17 protein-coding genes and 2 tRNA genes are annotated in these 19,014 nt (G+C 31.4%); 18 read left to right on the top strand and 1 reads right to left on the bottom strand.

Annotated features, from left to right (window positions below; genetic code table 11):
• The first annotated feature begins 92 nt into the window (after nucleotides 1-92).
• Nucleotides 93-1,643 carry a hypothetical protein gene (locus tag QIA27_RS02490; RefSeq protein WP_301403711.1) on the top strand — a complete coding sequence of 517 codons (1,551 nt, stop codon included), beginning with the start codon at nucleotides 93-95 and terminating at the stop codon, nucleotides 1,641-1,643.
• Nucleotides 1,644-1,653: 10 nt separating this feature from the next.
• Here QIA27_RS02490 and QIA27_RS02485 read toward each other — a convergent pair whose 3' ends face one another.
• Nucleotides 1,654-2,313 carry an ankyrin repeat domain-containing protein gene (locus tag QIA27_RS02485; RefSeq protein WP_301403548.1) on the bottom strand — a complete coding sequence of 220 codons (660 nt, stop codon included), beginning with the start codon at nucleotides 2,311-2,313 and terminating at the stop codon, nucleotides 1,654-1,656.
• 334 nt (nucleotides 2,314-2,647) lie between these two features.
• Here QIA27_RS02485 and QIA27_RS02480 point away from each other — a divergent pair, with 334 nt between their 5' ends.
• From QIA27_RS02480 to bmpC, 17 genes are all read left to right on the top strand, one after another.
• Entirely contained in the window at nucleotides 2,648-3,679 is a 1,032-nt protein-coding gene (locus tag QIA27_RS02480) for a hypothetical protein (protein WP_301386360.1), read from the top strand.
• 13 nt (nucleotides 3,680-3,692) lie between these two features.
• Nucleotides 3,693-4,541, top strand: a complete 849-nt coding sequence (locus QIA27_RS02475; protein ID WP_301353696.1) for a hypothetical protein — start codon at nucleotides 3,693-3,695, stop codon at nucleotides 4,539-4,541.
• A gap of 73 nt (nucleotides 4,542-4,614) precedes the next feature.
• A tRNA-Thr gene (locus QIA27_RS02470) sits at nucleotides 4,615-4,687 on the top strand.
• A 27-nt stretch (nucleotides 4,688-4,714) separates the two neighbouring features.
• Entirely contained in the window at nucleotides 4,715-4,894 is a 180-nt protein-coding gene (gene rpmG, locus QIA27_RS02465; RefSeq protein ID WP_002556991.1) for a 50S ribosomal protein L33, read from the top strand.
• Between the two features lie 18 nt (nucleotides 4,895-4,912).
• Nucleotides 4,913-4,985, top strand: a tRNA-Trp gene (locus QIA27_RS02460).
• 26 nt (nucleotides 4,986-5,011) lie between these two features.
• Nucleotides 5,012-5,182, top strand: coding sequence for a preprotein translocase subunit SecE (secE, locus tag QIA27_RS02455; RefSeq protein WP_011600998.1), 171 nt, complete (start codon nucleotides 5,012-5,014; stop codon nucleotides 5,180-5,182).
• Between the two features lie 23 nt (nucleotides 5,183-5,205).
• Nucleotides 5,206-5,760, top strand: a complete 555-nt coding sequence (gene nusG, locus QIA27_RS02450; protein ID WP_301353695.1) for a transcription termination/antitermination protein NusG — start codon at nucleotides 5,206-5,208, stop codon at nucleotides 5,758-5,760.
• A 51-nt stretch (nucleotides 5,761-5,811) separates the two neighbouring features.
• Nucleotides 5,812-6,243, top strand: coding sequence for a 50S ribosomal protein L11 (rplK, locus tag QIA27_RS02445; protein WP_301353694.1), 432 nt, complete (start codon nucleotides 5,812-5,814; stop codon nucleotides 6,241-6,243).
• Complete coding sequence (gene rplA / locus QIA27_RS02440) at nucleotides 6,243-6,923, top strand: 50S ribosomal protein L1 (protein WP_301353693.1); 681 nt, start codon at nucleotides 6,243-6,245, stop codon at nucleotides 6,921-6,923. The genes rplK and rplA overlap by 1 nt, the downstream gene beginning before the upstream one ends.
• A 4-nt stretch (nucleotides 6,924-6,927) precedes the next feature.
• Nucleotides 6,928-7,416, top strand: a complete 489-nt coding sequence (gene rplJ, locus QIA27_RS02435) for a 50S ribosomal protein L10 (RefSeq protein ID WP_301353691.1) — start codon at nucleotides 6,928-6,930, stop codon at nucleotides 7,414-7,416.
• Nucleotides 7,417-7,485: 69 nt separating this feature from the next.
• Nucleotides 7,486-7,860, top strand: coding sequence for a 50S ribosomal protein L7/L12 (rplL, locus tag QIA27_RS02430; RefSeq protein WP_301353690.1), 375 nt, complete (start codon nucleotides 7,486-7,488; stop codon nucleotides 7,858-7,860).
• Between the two features lie 82 nt (nucleotides 7,861-7,942).
• A complete protein-coding gene (gene rpoB, locus QIA27_RS02425; RefSeq protein WP_301386356.1) occupies nucleotides 7,943-11,410 on the top strand; it encodes a DNA-directed RNA polymerase subunit beta in 3,468 nt (1,155 codons plus the stop codon).
• 15 nt (nucleotides 11,411-11,425) lie between these two features.
• Entirely contained in the window at nucleotides 11,426-15,559 is a 4,134-nt protein-coding gene (gene rpoC, locus QIA27_RS02420; protein WP_301403547.1) for a DNA-directed RNA polymerase subunit beta', read from the top strand.
• A 67-nt stretch (nucleotides 15,560-15,626) separates the two neighbouring features.
• Nucleotides 15,627-16,001, top strand: a complete 375-nt coding sequence (gene rpsL / locus QIA27_RS02415) for a 30S ribosomal protein S12 (RefSeq protein WP_002656492.1) — start codon at nucleotides 15,627-15,629, stop codon at nucleotides 15,999-16,001.
• Between the two features lie 24 nt (nucleotides 16,002-16,025).
• Entirely contained in the window at nucleotides 16,026-16,499 is a 474-nt protein-coding gene (rpsG, locus tag QIA27_RS02410) for a 30S ribosomal protein S7 (protein WP_301386354.1), read from the top strand.
• Between the two features lie 100 nt (nucleotides 16,500-16,599).
• Nucleotides 16,600-17,625 carry a nucleoside ABC transporter substrate-binding protein BmpD gene (gene bmpD, locus QIA27_RS02405; RefSeq protein ID WP_301386353.1) on the top strand — a complete coding sequence of 342 codons (1,026 nt, stop codon included), beginning with the start codon at nucleotides 16,600-16,602 and terminating at the stop codon, nucleotides 17,623-17,625.
• Between the two features lie 319 nt (nucleotides 17,626-17,944).
• The gene (gene bmpC / locus QIA27_RS02400) at nucleotides 17,945-19,006 is read left to right on the top strand and encodes a nucleoside ABC transporter substrate-binding protein BmpC (protein WP_301353685.1); all 1,062 of its coding nucleotides are present in this window, start codon (nucleotides 17,945-17,947) and stop codon (nucleotides 19,004-19,006) included.
• Nucleotides 19,007-19,014 lie beyond the last annotated feature (8 nt).

The raw sequence follows: 19,014 nt of genomic DNA, 5'->3' as shown, positions 1-19,014 counted from the left end.
CAGAGATTTAAGGTACACTGTGTATAATAAATAGTACTAAATTTTTTTGTAAATATAAACTTTAGAGTTACAATTGTACTTGTATTGTTGTGTTGCTTGTGGGTGTTTTTGGGGGTTTTTTGTATAAATATCCTGATTCTGTAGATACAGATTTAGATTCGAGATTGCCAAATATTTTAACTTTAGAGGAGCATGATAAGCAATTTTTTACTAAAGATTTTTATAAAAATCTTATTTCAAGCAGTAAAGAAATTGGCCTCAAGCTTCATAAAGTTTTAGTAGAGTATTTAAATCCGCAGTCAGAAGAGATTGATAAGGTATTAAAATATAATCAAGTGATTAATATTTATTGGTCTTTTCTCAGATCAATTGCAAAAAACATTTCAAAATTGACTATGGAGCAAAAAATTTTATTTAGATTCGCTGCTCTTATTCCAAATGCACTTGGGTCTGAAATTCAACTATTGATTTCAAAAACTATTTGGGACAATCATTATAATGAATCTTTTATTTATTTTGATGAATGGCTTTATGGGGTTAATAGTTTTAAGCTTAGTAGATTAGCAACAGATTTGCCAATGGATAATCTTAAAGAAGAAGATATGGAAAAAATTTTACTTAATAAGAGAGAAAAACTTTTGGCAAATATTGATTTTGCAAAGAGCAGTCTTAAAAGAACTGATAAGATTAGGGAAGAAGCTCTTTGTAAGTTAAGAAGTATGTTTGGATTTTTATTTTCAAATGATAGTCAAAATGATTTACCTTATATGTCTGAATACGGAGTGCGAAGTCCTTATGCGCATTCGATTTTAAAGCCTTTGAATTTCGCTGGTGATTATGTTGATGATCTTATTAAATCAAATCGAGATATCGATGTTTTTATCAATAAAATTGAAGATGCTAACAGAGAGCTTTTAGAAATTCAAAATAAAATGAATAATATTGGAATGTCTGTTGAATCAACTATTGCACATGATGAAGTTGAGGTTATAAGAAGTGCTAATAAACTTGCAATAGGGCCAAGAGGTAATCATTTCCCTATTCTTTTGAGAAATAATGTAGTTGCTAACCCCCAATTTTTTGGAAGTAGAGAAAGAATTATGCAGCTTGTTTGGGAAATTGAAGATATTCAACCTAAACTTTTTCAAAAAGCGTATAGAGGAGATTTGCTTAGAGTGGTTCCTTATTTTATATTAATACCTTCTTATGGCGATAGAGGAATTTGTTGGGAATCAATTGATGTTAAGAATAGAGCAAACGGTAGGGGTAAAATATTAATACCTATGTATGCTAAAAACCTAAAAAGAGCAGTTATTTTGGGCATTGGCGATTTTGTTTGGGAGCTTGCAAAAGAACAAGCTTCTTTTAGGTGGATGGAAACAGGAATTACAGGTCAATATTACGATTATTATATTAAATTTATTAAAAAAGGAAATGTTAAGAATTTTTTTCTTGAAGATTATTTTCTTTGGATAGAAAAGGAAAGTAAAGGAATTCAAAAACTTGAGAAATTGGTACGCGGCATAATGTGGAGAAATTTACCCTTTTCTAGAAATTTAAAAGAAGCACTTGCTAAAAAATCTTTTATATACAAAGATCTTATTGATAAAGATAAAAATATTCAAGCATCTGATGGGTATTAAAATTTGTTTTTTATTTTGCTAAAATCCCGATTATTTCTTTGTTTTTCAGCGTTTTAAGTTCTTTTTTGTAATTGTCGTCAATGTAAATTTTTTTCTTTTTCAGAGATTCAATTAATTTTATATTTTCTGTTTCTATTGCGGCTTGCATTGGTGTTTTTCTATTTTCAAGGGTTAAGCTTAAATCAGCTCCGCTTTCTTTTAAAAATTCAAATACTTTTTCGTTATTAGTATATATTGCCCAAAATATTGGAGAATGTCCAGTGTCATCTATTTGATTAAGGCTTATTCCATAATCTACCAATATTTTTATGATTTCAAATTCATTGTTTATTATTGAAATTGAAATTGGAGATATTTTATGTTTAAAGTTTATTTCTGCCCCAAGATTTAGTGCAATTAAAACACCTTTTTTATTGTTGAAAAAAACAGATATTATAAAAAGGTCATTTTTAATTTTTTCTAAATTTTGTAAGGTTTTTTTGTCGTTTATATTTATTGAATTTATAACTTTATTTAAAGTGTCTTTGCTGCTTTGATATTCTTTGCTATTGAAAACATACAAATTTTTTTGCAATTCTTTTATTATTGAAGTACTTTTATCGGTGCTTGTTGAATTTAAATTAATTATTATTTGTAATAACAGTAAAAGTATAATGACTTTTTTTTTCATGTTTTGTGAGTTTTGTATTCCTTTAATAAAGTATTTAATTTTAGATGATTGCTTTTTTAATAAGTATTAAATTAACACCTATTATAGGTTATTATAAGATTGTTTTTCAATGTTTTTATGGCTATAATTGTCAATTGTGAAATGATTTTTGCCTATTTTTTAATGTTAGGTATTTTTATACTAAATATAAATTTAGGCTTTAGTTTTGATGTTTTTTTTCATTAGTATTATATAAAGTGTGGCCATGTTAAGCTAGTATTTATAAAAATTATCAAAATTTTTATAAATTGAGGTGTGCATTTTATTGTGTATGTTTATATTGTAAAATACTCTTATGAACTTGTTGACTGGAATTGCTAAATTCATTTTGATTTTATTTTTATTTACTTCTTGCAAACAAAAACAAAGTGAGATTCAAAATCTTACGTATCTTTTAAAATCTTCTAATAAGAATGGATTAGATAAATTTCTTATTATTGATAGGGTTGTTAATATATATATTGCAAACAAGAATTATGAAAATGCTTTAGAAATTGTAAATAGTGGAATTATTAATGATGAGTCTAGAGAATATTATTCTTTGTATCTTTATTTAATGGGCAATATTTATGATTCTATGGGAGAAGATTTTGTAGCTTTTAGTATTTACAAGCATGTTGTTGACAATTTTGATGATTATGTTTATGAAAACTGTTCGGTGAAAACAAGAGTGGCTAAAAAGATTGTTAATTTAAATATTGATTCAATCGATAAGATCAATTATTACAAATTTATATTAAATACAGGGGCTGATGATTTAAATAATGAGGAAAAGGGTAATTATTTTTATAATCTTGCATTAAGTTTGGAGGATATTCAAGATTATGATGAATCTTATTTTTACTATAAAAAATTTCTTTCAATTCCAAGGTCACATCTAAAAATAGATTCTAGAGACTATTTTAATGTTGTTACAAAAATTAATTACTTTAATAATCCAGAGTTTGTTGTTTATAGAAATTTGGGGGATTTAATCCAGGATGTTAAAAATTTTGTTCTTTCTGGGGATACTTCTAAATTGCTTAATATAAGAGATAAAAATAATTTTTTTATTCAAAGCTGGGATCAAAAGGGTGGGAAAAGTAATTCCATTAATACTAATAGCTTTTTGACCACGATGATTAGGCTTGGAGGAAGAAGAAAAAACGGAATACAATTTGCAAAGCATCTTGAGGCGGATTCTAGTGATGATATATCTTATCTTGAATCAAGCGGCTGGGATCATATTCGGGAATGGTATTTTGTTTTTAAAAGAATTGTTTATCCTAAAGATCCAGAAATTAATAATGGTTGGACTTGGATAGGTGTATATTTAGGTAAAAAATAATGGGAAGGAGATAATGCATTTTCTTAAGTTTCTTTTTAGTTATTTATTTCTACTTTATTCTAATGTTTCTATAATAAAAGACGAGGCTACCGAGACAAGTGTGCATAGAATAATTGATTGGGATAGGAAGGTTATTTGCTTTGACATTGTTAAGGAAATTAATGAAAATGAATTTAGACCAGTAGGTTTAAATACAGCGTCTAAATTAATAGCAACCATTAATGATTTTAAAGATAAGTTAATAAGAGAGTCTCTTTTTAAGATAATTATGGACTCTGAAAATACTTTTAAGAATTATTTTGACCTAAACCCTAGCTTAATACTTAAGTTTTCAGGCCCCAATAGTATTTTAAAAAGATCTTATATAAAATATTCAGAAGATTTAAGAAGTCTGACTGTTAGATATGAACTAAGTCTTTTCCCCGATTTTATAAATTTATTTTTTTCGCATGAAAAGCCCTATAAAGCTTTTTATCCATTAGTAAATTCTGATGTTGATAAAACTGATTATACAGGAATTGTGATTTATGTAGGCGAAGTCTATAATGATAATTTTGGTTCTAAAAAATTAGAAGACTCTTTTTTTATCAAAATTTATGATGAAAACATTAGGCCATATTTTGATAAGAGAATGGTTTCTTCCCAGGCTTTGAAAAAATGGGGAATGCTTGAGTATAGTAATGATGTTCTTTATAACAATAAAAATAGAGTTGGATATCGTCCTTTAAAATTAGTTGCCAAAAGTATTTATGGTAAAAACAATACAGATATTATACTTGATGAGTATTCTATTAATAAGTTGTTTTCAAATAGCAACAACATTAAACTTTTACAAGACGGAAAACTTGTTGTAATAAAGTAATAAAATTAAACTTAGTACTTGTTTTTTTCTAAACAATCAATTAAGATAATAAAGAGTTTTATAAGGAATTAATGCCCTTATAGCTCAGTTGGTAGAGCACCACCATGGTAAGGTGGGGGTCGTCGGTTCAAGTCCGATTGAGGGCTTTTATTGGTAGTTAGGAGTTTTATTGTATGGGTAAAAAGAAGGGAAAAGGAGCTGTTGAGCTTATATCTTTGATTTGTGAAGAAACAGGAATTAGGAATTATACCACTACTAAGAATAGACGTAATAAGCAAGAGAAGTTAGAATTGATGAAATATTGTCCAAAATTACGGAAACACACTCTTCATAAAGAAGGAAAAATAAAATAATAAATGATAAATAATAATAGGTCAGTAGTTCCAACGGTAGAACGACAGTCTCCAAAACTGTATGCTGGGGGTTCGAATCCCTCCTGACCTGTTGTTGAAATTAAAGTGAGGCTTTAAGTGTTTAGATTTATCAAAGATAGTATCTTGGAGCTTAAGAAGGTAACGTGGCCTAAGTATAATGAAGTGGTTGAAAACGGAAAACAAGTTTTTTGGTTGGTATTATTTGTTTCAATTTTCTTAGGAATAGTCGATTACCTTATGTTTCTTGTTGTAACTTATGTATTTTAGTTTTAATGTAAGAAGGATAAATTATGTCTAGGGCTTGGTATGTAGTTCAAACTTATTCTCAATATGAAAAAAAGATAGAACAAGACATAAGACTTTTAATAAGCGAAGGTGTTTTTGGCAGTGTGGTGTTAGATGTTAAGGCTCCTATTGAAAAAGTAGAAGAGATAAGAAATGGCAAAAAAAGAATAAGGGAGAGAAAAATTTGGCCAGGTTATATTCTTATTGAGTTGGATCTTCCAGAAGTAGGTTGGAAAGATATTGTTGCTAATATTATTAAAGTTCAAGGTGTTATTAGTTTTGTTGGTGTTAACAAGGGGCAAAGGCCTATTCCTATTAATGATGAAGAAGTAAAAAGTGTTTTCATGCTTACTGGTGAAATTAAGGCAAATAAGTCTATTTTTATGCTTTATGACTTTGAAGAAGGAGAAAGAGTTAGAATCAAGGGCGGACCTTTTGATTCTTTTGAGGGGCTTATTAGTTCTATTGATTACGAAAGAAAAAAATTAAAAGTTGCAGTTCAAATTTTTGGAAGGTCAACACCTGTTGAAGTTGATTTTCAACATATAGAAAAGATTTAAAATTTGATACTAATGGGAGCTTTAAAGGCGTTATTACCATAAGGAGTTAATATGGCAAAAAAAAAAGCAATTTCTTGGATTAAATTGCAGGTTCCGGCTGCTCAAGCGGCTCCGGGAGCTAAAATAGGTCAAGCGCTTGGACCTCACGGAGTTAGTGGTCCCCAGTTTGTAAAAGAATTTAATGAGAGAACCGCAAAGATGGATCCCGGTATTGTGGTTCCTGTTATCATTACTGTTTATAGTGACAAAAGTTTTTCTTTTATCGTAAAGACACCACCAGCTTCGATTTTAATTAAAAAAGCCATTGGGATAGAATCAGGATCTAAGAAATCCAATACAGATAAAGTTGGAACTATATCAAAAGAAAAGCTGATGGAGATAGCAAGAATTAAAATGCCTGATTTAAATGCAAAATCAGAATCAGCAGCGTTTAAAATTATTTCAGGAAGTGCGCGTTCAATGGGTGTTGAGGTGGAAAAATAATGTCAAAAAAGGGTAAAAAATATATTGCAGCTTTTTCCAAAGTAGATAGAAGTAAATTTTATAACATTGAAGATGCAATTTCACTGTTGAAAGAAATTAAATTTGTTAAATTTGATGAAACTATAGACATATCTATTAACCTTAATTTAAAAAAGAATCATACTGTTAGAGACACTATAGTTTTGCCAAATCAGTTTATGAAGCCAAAAAGAATACTTGTTTTTGCAAAAGGTGATCGAGCAGATGAAGCTAGAGCTTTTGGTGCAACTTATGTTGGAGATGATGATCTTATAAATAAGATTAAAAGTGGTTGGGATGAATTTGATGTTGTTGTTGCAACTCCTGATATGATGAAGGACGTTGGAAGACTTGGCCCTATTTTAGGGAAAAGAGGTTTAATGCCTAATCCAAAGACTCAAACAGTCACAAATAATCTTAAGGATGCGATCAATAGCCTTAAAAAGGGTCGAACAGAATTTAGAGCAAATAAAAATGGCGTAATAAGCTTTTCTTTTGGTAAATCTTCTATGGACAATGAAAAGATAAAAGAAAATTATGAGGAATTTATCAAGGAAGTTATTAAAAAAAGACCTAGTGACCTAAAAGGAGCTTTTATAGATAGTATTTATATTTCATCTACTATGGGGCCTTCTATAAAAGTTAATTTTGTTTGGAGGTAGCAGTATGAGCAGAAAGATAAATTCTAAAAAGTTGGAAATGTTTGATTTATTGAAAAAGTTTATAGATAGTAAGCAAAATCTTTTTTTCTTAGATTATAGAGGCTTAAGTGTGTCGCAGTTGACAGATCTTCGCAATAAAATAGAAGGCGAACATGGAGCCTTAAAAGTTGTTAAAAATAATATAATGAAAATGGTTTTAAAAGAAAAGAATATTGATGTTGTTGATTCTTGTTTGGTTGGCCCTACAGTTGTTGTTACTGCATTAGAAGAAGCTAATGTAATAGCAAAAATTTTTTATGATTTTGTAAAAAGCAGTACTTTAAAAGTAAAGGGCGGTTTTGTTTTAGGAGAGTTTTATGATGAGGCTAAAGTTCAAGCTTATAGCAAACTTCCTACCAAAAAAGAGTCTATTTCTTTATTTGCTAGCGTGTTAAAGGCGCCAGTTTCTAAGCTTGCAAGAACATTGAAAGCTTTGGCTGATGTTAAAAATTAACATGGCAGTGTTAGTCTTAATTTTTGAGTGCATGCTATCACTGTGGAATAAAATATATAAGGAGTTAATATGGCACTAAATAAAGAAGATATTTTAACCTGGCTTGAGGGCGCAAAAACTGCGGAAGTTGTTGACCTTGTAACAGCTATTGAAGAAAAGTTTGGAGTAACTGCCGCTGTTGCTGTTGGTGTAGGGGGCGCTGCTTCAGCAGGCTCAACTGATTCTGAAGAACAAACCGAATTCGATGTAATTCTTATGTCTTTTGGCGATAGCAAAATAAATGTTATAAAAGAGGTTAGAGCTATTACAGGACTTGGTCTTGGAGAAGCTAAGGCTTTAGTTGAAGCTGCTCCTAAAGCTATTAAAGAAGGTCTTTCTAAGTCAGATGCTGAAGAATTGAAAAAGAAACTTGAGGCAGTTGGCGCAAAAGTTGAAGTTAAATAAAAAATTAAAAATATATCAAAGTTGTTATTCCGCATGTCTTTATGATATGCGGCTTGTTATGTCTTAAAAAAGGAGTCTTTTAATGATAAAAAGAGTTCATCTGGGACAAGGAAGAGCTGAGGAGATTTTAGACTTACCTAACCTGATAGAAATACAATTAAATTCTTATGAAAAATTTTTACAACTTGATAAATTAAAAAATAAAAAACCTTTACTTAATGAAGGCCTCGAGTCTGTTTTTAGAAATATATTTCCCATCAAAAGTGGAAATGGTGATGTTGCTCTTGAGTATGAAAGATACTATATAGAAAACGATACCCTTAATTTTACAGAAAAAGAATGTAAAAGAAAGGGGCAAAGTTATGAAGCTGTTTTAAAAGTAAGACTAAATTTGCAATTTTTGGCTACTGGGGAAATAAGGCAAAAAGATGTGTATATGGGAACTATTCCTTTAATGACAGAAAGGGGCACTTTTATTATTAATGGGGCTGAGAGGGTTGTTGTTTCTCAGATTCATAGGTCTCCAGGAGTTGTTTTTTATAAAGAAAAAGATTTATATTCTGCTAGAATAATTCCTTATCGTGGTTCTTGGTTAGAATTTGAGATTGATTCTAAAAAAGATTATCTTTATGTAAAGATAGATAGAAAAAAAAGAATACTCATAACTCTTTTTTTAAGAGCTTTGGGGTTTGATACTAGAGAAAAAATAATAGAAACTTTTTATAACATTAAAAAAATTAAAGTTGAAGAGGACACAAAAAGAGATCTCCCAGGTCAATATTTAGCCAAGAGTATTAACATAAGAGAGAATATGTATTATCGAGCAGGAGATAAGATTACCCTACAAGATGTTGAAGATTTTTTACAAAATGGAGTAAATGAAATAGAGCTTGTCGATTTTGATGGTTATGATGATGTTTCTGGAAAGTATTTTGTGAGTTCGAATGTTATTTTAAATTGTCTTGAGAAAGAAGATGCTTTTTTTGCCTTAAAGGATGGTTCTAAAGAACTTCCAAAAGAATCAGTTATGCTTGCTGTTTATGGGGCGCTTTTTCCTGGCGAGCCAATATCGATTGATAATGCTGAAAACGATTTAAAAACTATATTCTTTTCTGAAAGAAGATATGATCTTGGGCGTGTGGGGCGATATAAGCTTTCTAAAAAATTTGGATTTGATGATTTGAGTACATCAGTTTTAACTATGAATGATATTGTTAACACCATATCTCATCTTTTGAGAATATATGAAGGTCATGACATTCTTGATGATATTGACCATTTAGGAAATAGAAGAGTGCGTTCTGTTGGGGAGCTTCTTACCAATATATATAAAGGTGCAATGTCAAGAGTTGAAAAAATTGCTAAAGATAGAATGTCTAACAAGGAAGTTTTTAATTTAAAGCCCCAGGAATTAATAAGTGTTAAACCTATTGTATCTGCTGTTAAAGAATTTTTTGCAACCAGCCAGCTTTCGCAGTTCATGGATCAGGTCAATCCTTTGGCCGAACTTACTCACAAAAGGCGTCTTAATGCTCTTGGGCCGGGGGGGCTTTCAAGAGATAGAGCAGGATTTGAAGTAAGAGACGTCCATTATACTCATTATGGCAGAATGTGTCCTATTGAAACTCCCGAAGGGCCAAATATTGGACTTATTGTTTCTTTGGCGACTTATTCTAGAGTTAATGATTATGGGTTTTTAGAAACCCCTTATAGGAAGGTTATTAATGGAGAGGTAACTGACGAATTAGAATATTTATCTGCTATTGACGAAGAAAAAAAGTGTATTGCCCAGGCTAATGCTGCTTTTGATTCTAATGGGAAGTATCTTGAAGATTTAGTTTCTGTTAGAATTTCTGGTGATTATACTACAACAAACCCTAAAAATATAGATTATATGGATGTCTCTCCTAGGCAGCTAATTTCAGTATCTTCCGCATTAATTCCTTTTCTTGAGCACAATGATGCAAATAGAGCTCTTATGGGTTCTAATATGCAAAGACAAGCAGTACCGCTGCTTTTTCCCAAACCTCCGATTGTTGGTACGGGCATGGAAAGTGTTGTTGCAAAAGATTCAGGAGTAGTAATTAAGGCTAAAAGAAGTGGGGAAGTTATTCTTGCAACAAGTAATAAAATAGTTGTTAAACCTTTTGAATCAGAGAATGCTAAAGATTTAGATGAATATCATATTGTTAAGTATGAAAGGACAAATCAAGATACTTGTTTTAATCAATCTGTTTTAGTTAAAGAAGGTCAAAAGGTTGAAAGGGGCGAAATAATAGCTGATGGTCCTGCTACTAGATATGGAGAACTTGCTCTTGGCAATAATTTATTGTTGGGAGTTATTCCTTGGAATGGATTTAATTATGAGGATGCTATATTAATTTCTGACAGAATTGTAAAAGAAGATCTTTATACATCTATTCATATTAAAGAATTTAGCATAGAGGTAAGAGAAACTAAGCTTGGTCCTGAGAAGGTTACAGGAGATATACCAAATGTTAGCGAAAAGATACTAAACAAATTAGATGAAAATGGAATTATACGGATAGGAACTTATGTAAAACCTGGCGATATTCTGGTTGGTAAAGTTACTCCAAAGTCAGAAGGAGACATTACTCCTGAATTTAGACTTTTAACTTCTATTTTTGGAGAAAAAGCAAAAGATGTTAAAAATAATTCATTAAAAGTTCCTCATGGTACTGAAGGTACAGTTATTGATGTTCAAAGAATTACTAAAGAGGATGTTGGCAATCTTTCTCCAGGAGTTGAGGAAATACTTAAAGTTTATGTTGCTAAAAAAAGGAAGCTTAAAGAGGGCGATAAAATGGCTGGTCGACATGGCAATAAGGGTGTTGTTGCAAAAATCCTTCCTGTTGAAGATATGCCTTATCTTGCAGACGGAACCCCTCTTGATATATGCTTAAATCCTTTGGGGGTTCCGTCTAGAATGAATATTGGGCAGTTAATGGAATCGCAATTAGGGCTTGCTGGTAAATATCTTGGCGAATCTTATAATGTTCCTGTTTTTGAATCTGCAACAAACGAACAAATTCAAGAAAAATTAAAAAAAGCTGGATTTAATCCAACTTCTAAAGAAATTTTATATGATGGTTATACAGGGGAGCCGTTCGAAAATGAAGTAATGGTTGGAGTGATTTACATGCTTAAACTGCATCACCTTGTTGATGATAAAATGCATGCAAGATCAACAGGGCCATATTCTCTTGTTTCTCAGCAACCTCTTGGAGGAAAAGCTCAATTTGGTGGTCAAAGACTTGGAGAAATGGAGGTTTGGGCTCTTGAGGCTTATGGTGCGGCTCACACTCTTCAAGAACTTTTAACAGTTAAATCTGATGATATGTCAGGCAGAGTAAAAATATATGAAAATATAGTAAAAGGCATTCCTACTAATGTATCAGGGATTCCCGAGTCTTTTAATGTGCTAATGCAAGAGCTTAGAGGGCTTGGACTTGATTTGTCAATTTACGATGATAATGGGAATCAGGTTCCTTTGACAGAAAAAGAAGAAGAATTGATTAATAAAAGCTAGGTTTTTGGAGTTTTTATGAAAGAGATAAAAGATTTTGAAAAAATAAAAATTAAAATAGCATCTCCTGACCAAATTAGAAATTGGTCTTACGGAGAGGTTAAAAAGTCTGAGACTATTAATTATAGAACTTTGAGACCCGAGAAGGATGGACTTTTTTGTGAAAGGATTTTTGGTACTACAAAGGAATGGGAATGTTATTGTGGTAAATTCAAATCAGTTAGATATAAAGGCATTATTTGTGATCGTTGTAATGTAGAGGTTACTCATTTTAAGGTGCGGCGTGAAAGAATGGGGCATATTGAGCTAGCAGCTCCAGTTGCTCATATTTGGTATTACAAATATATACCATCTAGGATTGGTCTTTTGCTTGACATTACAGCATCTAGTTTGAATTCTATTCTTTATTATGAAAAATATGTGGTAATTGAACCAGGTGATACTGATCTTAAAAAAATGCAACTTTTAAATGAAGATGAGTACATAGAGGCTAGAGAGCGATATGGGATGTCTTTTAATGCTTCGATGGGAGCTGAGGCTATTAAAACTCTTCTTGAAAATCTTGATCTTGATGAGCTTTCATCTAAGCTTAGAGTTCAAATGATAGATAAAGATGATAAAACTGATAAAAAACTCTTAAGACGTCTTGAAATTATTGAAAATTTTAAAATTTCTGGCAATAAGCCAGAATGGATGATTATGGAGGTTCTTCCTGTTATTCCCCCAGAGATTAGGCCAATGGTTCAGCTTGATGGAGGACGCTTTGCAACATCTGATCTTAATGATCTTTACAGAAGAGTTATAAATAGGAATAATCGTTTAAGGAAGTTGCTTCTTCTTAATGCACCAGAGATTATTGTGAGAAACGAAAAAAGAATGCTTCAAGAATCGGTAGACTCTTTATTTGATAATTCTCATAAAAGAAAAGTTGTCAAAGGCTCATCTAGCAGACCTCTTAAGTCGCTTTCCGATGCGTTAAAAGGTAAGCAGGGGAGATTTAGACAAAATCTTCTTGGTAAAAGAGTAGATTATTCTGGTCGTTCTGTGATTGTTGTTGGACCTGAGCTAAAGCTACATCAATGCGGATTGCCTGCAAAAATGGCTCTTGAGCTGTTTAAGCCTTTTGTTATAAGAAGGTTAATTGAGAGTGAAGCTGTTTTTAATATTAAAAGAGCAAAAAATTTGATTGAACAAGAAGTTGACGAGGTGTGGCAAATTTTAGATCTTGTTATCAAAGAGCACCCTATTCTTTTAAATAGAGCACCTACTCTTCATAGACTTGGAATTCAAGCTTTTGAGCCTGTGTTAGTTGAGGGTAAGGCAATAAAATTGCATCCTCTTGTTTGTCATGCATATAATGCTGATTTTGATGGCGACCAAATGGCAGTGCATGTGCCTCTTACTCCATCAGCACAAGCTGAAAGTTGGGCTTTAATGCTTTCAACAAATAATCTTTTAAATCCCGCTAATGGGCATCCTATTGTTTTCCCGTCTCAAGATATTGTTTTGGGTTTATATTATTTAACAATGGAAAAAAAGAATATTGCTGGGGAAGGCAAAAAGTTTTTAAACTTTAACAATGTTATTCTTGCTATAAATAATAGGAGCTTAGATTACAATGCTTCTATTTATGTAAAAATTGATGGTGAATACAAAAAAACTACAGCTGGTAGGGTTATATTTAATGAGGCTTTGCCCAATGGAATTGAATTTGTAAATAAAACTCTTAGTGATTTGGAACTACAAATTTTAATATCCAAAGTTTATGTAGTTCATGGTTCTTCTACTGTAATTGAAATGCTTGACATTATTAAGGAGCTTGGCTTTAGGTATGCTACTAAGTTTGGATGCACAATTAGCATGAGTGATATTATTGTTCCTGATGAAAAGAGAACTTATGTGGACAGGGCTAATAAAGAGATTGCTAAAATTCAAAATGATTATGCCAAAGGTGTTATTACTGGTGAAGAGCGTTATAATAATGTAGTTTCTGTTTGGTTAAAGACAAATGAAGAACTTACTAATAAGATGATGGAAATTTTGAAGAAAGACAGAGATGGATTTAATGTTATATATATGATGGCAGATTCTGGTGCTAGGGGTAGTAGAAATCAAATAAGGCAACTTGCTGGCATGAGAGGATTGATGGCAAAAACTTCTGGGGATATTATTGAGCTTCCAATTATTTCTAACTTTAAAGAAGGTCTTTCTGTGATAGAGTTTTTTATATCTACAAATGGAGCGAGAAAGGGTCTAGCAGATACTGCTCTTAAGACGGCTGATGCTGGATATTTAACTCGAAGATTAGTAGACATTGCTCAAGATGTTGTTGTTAGAATAGAAGATTGTGGGACTATAAACGGAATAAAAGTTGAAACTGTAAAGAATGGTGAAGAAATATTAGAATCTTTGAAGGAAAAAGCTGTTGGAAGTTATTCTATTGAAAGAATAAAAAATCCAATTACTGGTGAGATTGTTTTAGATGCAAATGAAGAAATCTCAGAAGCTAAAATAGAATTATTAGAAAAAATTGGTATTGAAAAACTTGTGATTAGATCTGTTTTAACATGTGAAGCTGAACATGGCGTTTGTCAAAAATGTTATGGTAGAGACTTTTCAAAGAATAAACCTGTTAACATTGGCGAGGCTGTAGGAATAATTGCTGCTCAGTCCATAGGGCAACCAGGTACTCAGTTAACCATGAGAACTTTTCATATTGGTGGAGTTGCTCAGGCTGGTAGTGAAGATGATAAGATATCTTTAAAGAATGCTTTTATACTTAATGGCATAGAAGGTTTTAATGTTCAGGTTGACAATGGAATTCTTTTCACAAGAAAAGGAACTTTAAAAATAATCAATGTTTTTTATGAGGAAACAATTAAAAATATAAAAGAGATTAAAGTTTTAGATTCTCAAAGAGTAATCAAAGGAATTCCTTTATTTGTTAATAAAAAGGGTGTAGAGATTCTCTCTTCTTATATTGGTTATGTTAAATTAAGAGACGATAAATTTTTCATAGTATCAGAAGAGCAAGAAGTTGCTTTGAAAGCTGGCACAAAGCTTGAAATAGAGGTTGGTGATTATGTTGAATCAGGCAAAATTATTGGTACATTTGATCCATTTGCAGAGCCTATTATTGCAGAGGTTAAAGGTAAAATTAAATTTAAGGATATTATTTTAGGAACCACTCTTAAAGAAGAGATAAATACTGAAACAGGCAATGTTGAGAAAAGAATTACAGACAATGTTTTTGAATCTCTTGATCCTAGAATTTTTATTATTGATAGTAGTGGTATGGAGGTTGCATCTTATGTATTACCAGGTGATGCTTATCTTCAAGTTGAAGATGGTCAAAATGTTAATATAGGAGATGTTATTGCAAAACTTTCTAAAGGCTCTGAAAAAACTCAAGATATTACGGGTGGATTGCCCCGTGTTAATGATCTTTTTGAAACAAGAATTCCTAAAAATTTAACTGAAATGGCTAAAGTAAGTGGAATTGTACAATTTAAATCAATTCAAAAAGGTAAAAGACTTATTAATATTTTAGATGAGTATGGAGTTGAACATAAGCATTATATTCCGGCCGGCAAGCATCTTTTGGTTAGAGATGGAGATGTTGTTAAAGCAGGAGATATGCTTTGTGATGGCAGAATCAATCCTCATGATGTGCTTGAAATTTTAGGTGGGATTAGCTTACAAGAGTTCCTGTTAGCAGAAATTCAGGATGTTTATCGAAAACAGGGTGTTAGTATTAATGACAAACATATTGGTGTGATAATTAAACAAATGATGAAAAAAGTTAAGATTGTAGCGGTTGGTGATACTAATTTTGTTTATGGACAAAAGGTGGATAAGCACACTTTTTATGAGCAAAATAGAAAAGTAATCGAACAAGGTGGTGAGCCCGCAATAGCAAGTCCCATTCTTATAGGAGTGACCAAGACGTCTCTTAATATAGATTCTTTTATTTCTGCAGCTTCTTTTCAGGAAACGACGAAAGTATTAACAGATGCTTCTATTGCCGGGAAAATAGATGATCTTAGAGGATTGAAAGAGAACGTTGTAATTGGGCATTTAATTCCTACTGGAACTGGTATGGGGCTTTATAAAAAGATTAAAGTTAGTGAAAATATCGATTTTAAAGTTTAACTTGAAAATAAGTGATATATTTGCTACCATTTTATTAATAATTTCAAGAAAAGGAGAGCGTTGATAAATGCCTACAATTAATCAGTTAATTAGAAAGCCTAGAAAAAGTCAAACGGAGAAGACCGCATCTCCTGCGCTTCAAAATTGCCCTCAAAGAAGAGGAATTTGTACACGTGTAATGACCGTAACTCCTAAAAAACCTAATTCAGCTTTAAGAAAAGTAGCACGTGTTAGACTTTCAAATGGATTTGAAGTAACAGCATATATTCCAGGAATTGGTCATAATTTACAAGAACATTCCGTGGTTCTAATTAGAGGTGGCCGAGTTAAAGATTTGCCTGGAGTAAGGTACCATATTGTTCGAGGAGCCAAGGATACTCTTGGTGTTAATAATAGGAAAAAGGGTAGATCTAAGTATGGAACAAAAAAACCTAAAGCTTAACTGGAAGGTGGATTAATATTAAATATGTCAAGAAAAAATAAAAAAATCAAAAAGAAAATTTTTATTGATACCAGATATAATTCTAGGATTGTTGCAAAGTTTGCAAACAGAATGATGTATGATGGAAAAAAATCAATAAGCGAGAGTATACTTTATAGTTCGATTGATTTGCTTGCTGATAAGCTTGAAGAGAGTGATAAAATGGCTGTTTTTTATAAAGCTTTAGATAATATTAAACCGTTGGTAGAAGTAAGAAGTAGACGAGTAGGTGGCGCTACATATCAAGTTCCTGTTGAAGTTAGAGAAGAAAGAAGAGAGGCTTTGGCTATGAAATGGATTATTTTTGCTGCTAGAAAGTCTAGCGGTAAGTCTATGAAGGAAAAGTTGTCAAACGAGCTTTTAAATGCATACAATTCTACTGGAGCTGCTTTTAAGAAAAAAGAAGATACCCACAGAATGGCTGAAGCAAATAAAGCTTTTACTCATTATAGATGGTAAAAAGACACCTTAAAAAAAGGTGTCTTTTTTTGGCTTATATGTTGTGTATTATCGGGCTATTTTTTGTATTAATTTTATTAAAAGTAAGGAGGGTATTTTTGTGTTAAAAAAAATTTTTTATTTTTTATTTTTTTTATTTATTATTGCTTGTTCTGGCTCTGATGTTGGCAAATCAGAATCAAAAACAGTTTCGCTTATAGTTGATGGCGTTTTTGATGATAAAGGATTTAATGAAAGTTCTTCTAAGGCGATAAGAAAATTAAAGGCAGATTTTAATATAAATATAATTGAAAAAGCATCTTCAGTTAATTCTTATTTGGGAGATATCGCAAATCTAGAAGATGGTAATTCAAATTTGATTTGGGGAATTGGATTCAAGTTGTCAGACACTCTTTTGCAAAGAGCTATCGAGAATGTTTCCGTTAGTTATGCAATCATAGAAGGGATTTATAATGAAATTCAAATACCCAAAAATCTTCTTAATATTAGTTTTAGATCCGAAGAGGTGGCTTTTTTAGCAGGATATTTTGCATCAAAGGCTTCTAAAACGGGTAAGATCGGATTTATTGGAGGAATGAAGGGGGAAGTTTTAGAATCTTTTATGTATGGATACGAAGCTGGTGCTAAGTATGCAAATTCTAATATTAAAGTAGTCTCTCAATATGTTGGCACATTTGGGGACTTTGGACTTGGTCGCTCAACAGCATCTAATATGTATCGAGATGGGGTTGATATTATATTTGCAGCCGCAGGACTTTCTGGTATAGGAGTAATTGAGGCTGCAAAAGAATTAGGGCCTGATCATTATATTATTGGAGTCGATCAGGATCAATCGTATCTTGCTCCTAATAATGTTCTTGTTTCTGCTGTAAAGAAAGTTGATTCATTGATGTATAGTTTAACAGAAAAGTATTTAGAAACTGGAGTTTGGGATGGGGGCAAGACCATTTTGTTTGGACTTAAAGAAGATGGACTTGGGTTGGTTTTAAATGAAAACTTAAAATCAAATTACTCTGAGATTTATGACAAATCATTAGAAATTGGGCAAAGCATAATAAATGGTACAATAAGAGCTCCTTATGATAAGGTATCTTATGATAACTTTATTTTGCAAATAGAAAATTAACTTGATTTGTATGGGGCACTTTGTGAAAAGTGTTTTTAATTTTTTAAAAAGATTTTAGATAGTCTTTTGATTTTTGTAATTTAATTTAGATTTATCTTGCAAAAGGGTTTAAATTTGGATATTATGGTGATGTAGGAAAAATAATTTTTCCTACCACCGTGTTTTTATTAATGTTAAAAGTATTATTTGTTTTTTAAAAGTTTATTAATATTTTTATTTTATAAATAAAGAATACTACTTGTTAGTGAAATAAAGTTAATATTTTGATTTTAAAAAATTCTAAATTTTTTAAATAAATTTTGTAAGGAGAGGATTAATTTTGCTTAAAAAGTTTGTTTTTATTGTTTTATCTTTATTAGTATTGGCTTGTTTTCAATCTAATAAAAAGTCTATTAAATCCGATAAAGTTGTTGTAGGTGTTTTGGCTAATGGTAGCTTTTATGATAAAGGCTATAATCAAAGTGTTCATGATGGTGTTGTAAAACTTAGAGATGATTTTGGAGTAAAGCTTATAACTAAATCTTTAAGGCCTTACCCTATTGAGGGCAAAAGACTTCTTACTGTTGATGAGGCAATGACAGAGGATGCTTATGAGGTTCAAAAAAATCCTTTAAATCTTTTTTGGTTGATTGGATACAAATTTTCCAGTTTGTCGGTTAAGCTTTCGTATGAACGTCCAGATATTTGTTATGGGATTATAGATGCTTTTGATTATGGCGATATTAAAGTTCCTAAGAATTCTTTGGCTATTAAGTTTAGAAATGAAGAGGGTGCATTCTTAGCTGGGTATATTGCTGCTAAGATGAGTAAGAAGGGAAAGATTGGATTTTTAACAGGCCCTACAAGCGAATATTTAAATGATTTTAAGTTTGGCTTTAAGGCTGGAATTTTTTATGCTAACCCCAAATTGAGATTAGTTTCTAAAAAGGCGCCTTCTCTTTTTGATAAAGATAAAGGCAAAGAAATGGCTCGGTTCATGTACAAAGAGGATAAAGTAGGTGTTATTTTTCCAATAGCTGGTATAACGGGGCTTGGAGTTTTTGACGCTGCTAAGGAACTTGGACCCAAATATTATGTTATTGGTTTAAATCAAGATCAATCGTATATTGCGCCTCAAAATGTTATTACTTCAGTACTCAAGGATATTAGTAAGGTTATTTATTCTGTTTCATCAGATTATATTAAAAATGGAGTTTTTAAAGGTGGAGTTGTTATTGATCGAGGGTTGAAAGAGGGAGTAATAGAAATTGTTAAGGATCCTGATGTTTTAAATAATAGACTAGTTGATGAAATTGTTGACCTAGAAAATAAAATAATAAGTGGAGAAATTATTGTTCCTGATAGCGAATATGCATTTGATTTATTTAAATCAAAGTTATAAACTACTTA

Origin of the sequence: [Borrelia] tanukii (assembly GCF_030439725.2) — a bacterium.
Classification (GTDB): Bacteria; Spirochaetota; Spirochaetia; order Borreliales; family Borreliaceae; genus Borreliella; species Borreliella tanukii.
This window is presented reverse-complemented; position numbering and strand designations above follow the sequence as displayed.

Bases quoted from the DNA above. Each gene is read 5' to 3' on its own strand.
- QIA27_RS02485 (WP_301403548.1), bottom strand. From the start codon at position 2,313: ATGAAAAAAAAAGTCATTATACTTTTACTGTTATTACAAATAATAATT.
- QIA27_RS02480 (WP_301386360.1), top strand. From the start codon at position 2,648: ATGAACTTGTTGACTGGAATTGCTAAATTCATTTTGATTTTATTTTTA.
- QIA27_RS02475 (WP_301353696.1), top strand. From the start codon at position 3,693: ATGCATTTTCTTAAGTTTCTTTTTAGTTATTTATTTCTACTTTATTCT.
- rpmG (WP_002556991.1), top strand. From the start codon at position 4,715: ATGGGTAAAAAGAAGGGAAAAGGAGCTGTTGAGCTTATATCTTTGATT.
- nusG (WP_301353695.1), top strand. From the start codon at position 5,206: ATGTCTAGGGCTTGGTATGTAGTTCAAACTTATTCTCAATATGAAAAA.
- rplK (WP_301353694.1), top strand. From the start codon at position 5,812: ATGGCAAAAAAAAAAGCAATTTCTTGGATTAAATTGCAGGTTCCGGCT.
- rplA (WP_301353693.1), top strand. From the start codon at position 6,243: ATGTCAAAAAAGGGTAAAAAATATATTGCAGCTTTTTCCAAAGTAGAT.
- rplJ (WP_301353691.1), top strand. From the start codon at position 6,928: ATGAGCAGAAAGATAAATTCTAAAAAGTTGGAAATGTTTGATTTATTG.
- rplL (WP_301353690.1), top strand. From the start codon at position 7,486: ATGGCACTAAATAAAGAAGATATTTTAACCTGGCTTGAGGGCGCAAAA.
- rpoB (WP_301386356.1), top strand. From the start codon at position 7,943: ATGATAAAAAGAGTTCATCTGGGACAAGGAAGAGCTGAGGAGATTTTA.
- rpoC (WP_301403547.1), top strand. From the start codon at position 11,426: ATGAAAGAGATAAAAGATTTTGAAAAAATAAAAATTAAAATAGCATCT.
- rpsL (WP_002656492.1), top strand. From the start codon at position 15,627: ATGCCTACAATTAATCAGTTAATTAGAAAGCCTAGAAAAAGTCAAACG.
- rpsG (WP_301386354.1), top strand. From the start codon at position 16,026: ATGTCAAGAAAAAATAAAAAAATCAAAAAGAAAATTTTTATTGATACC.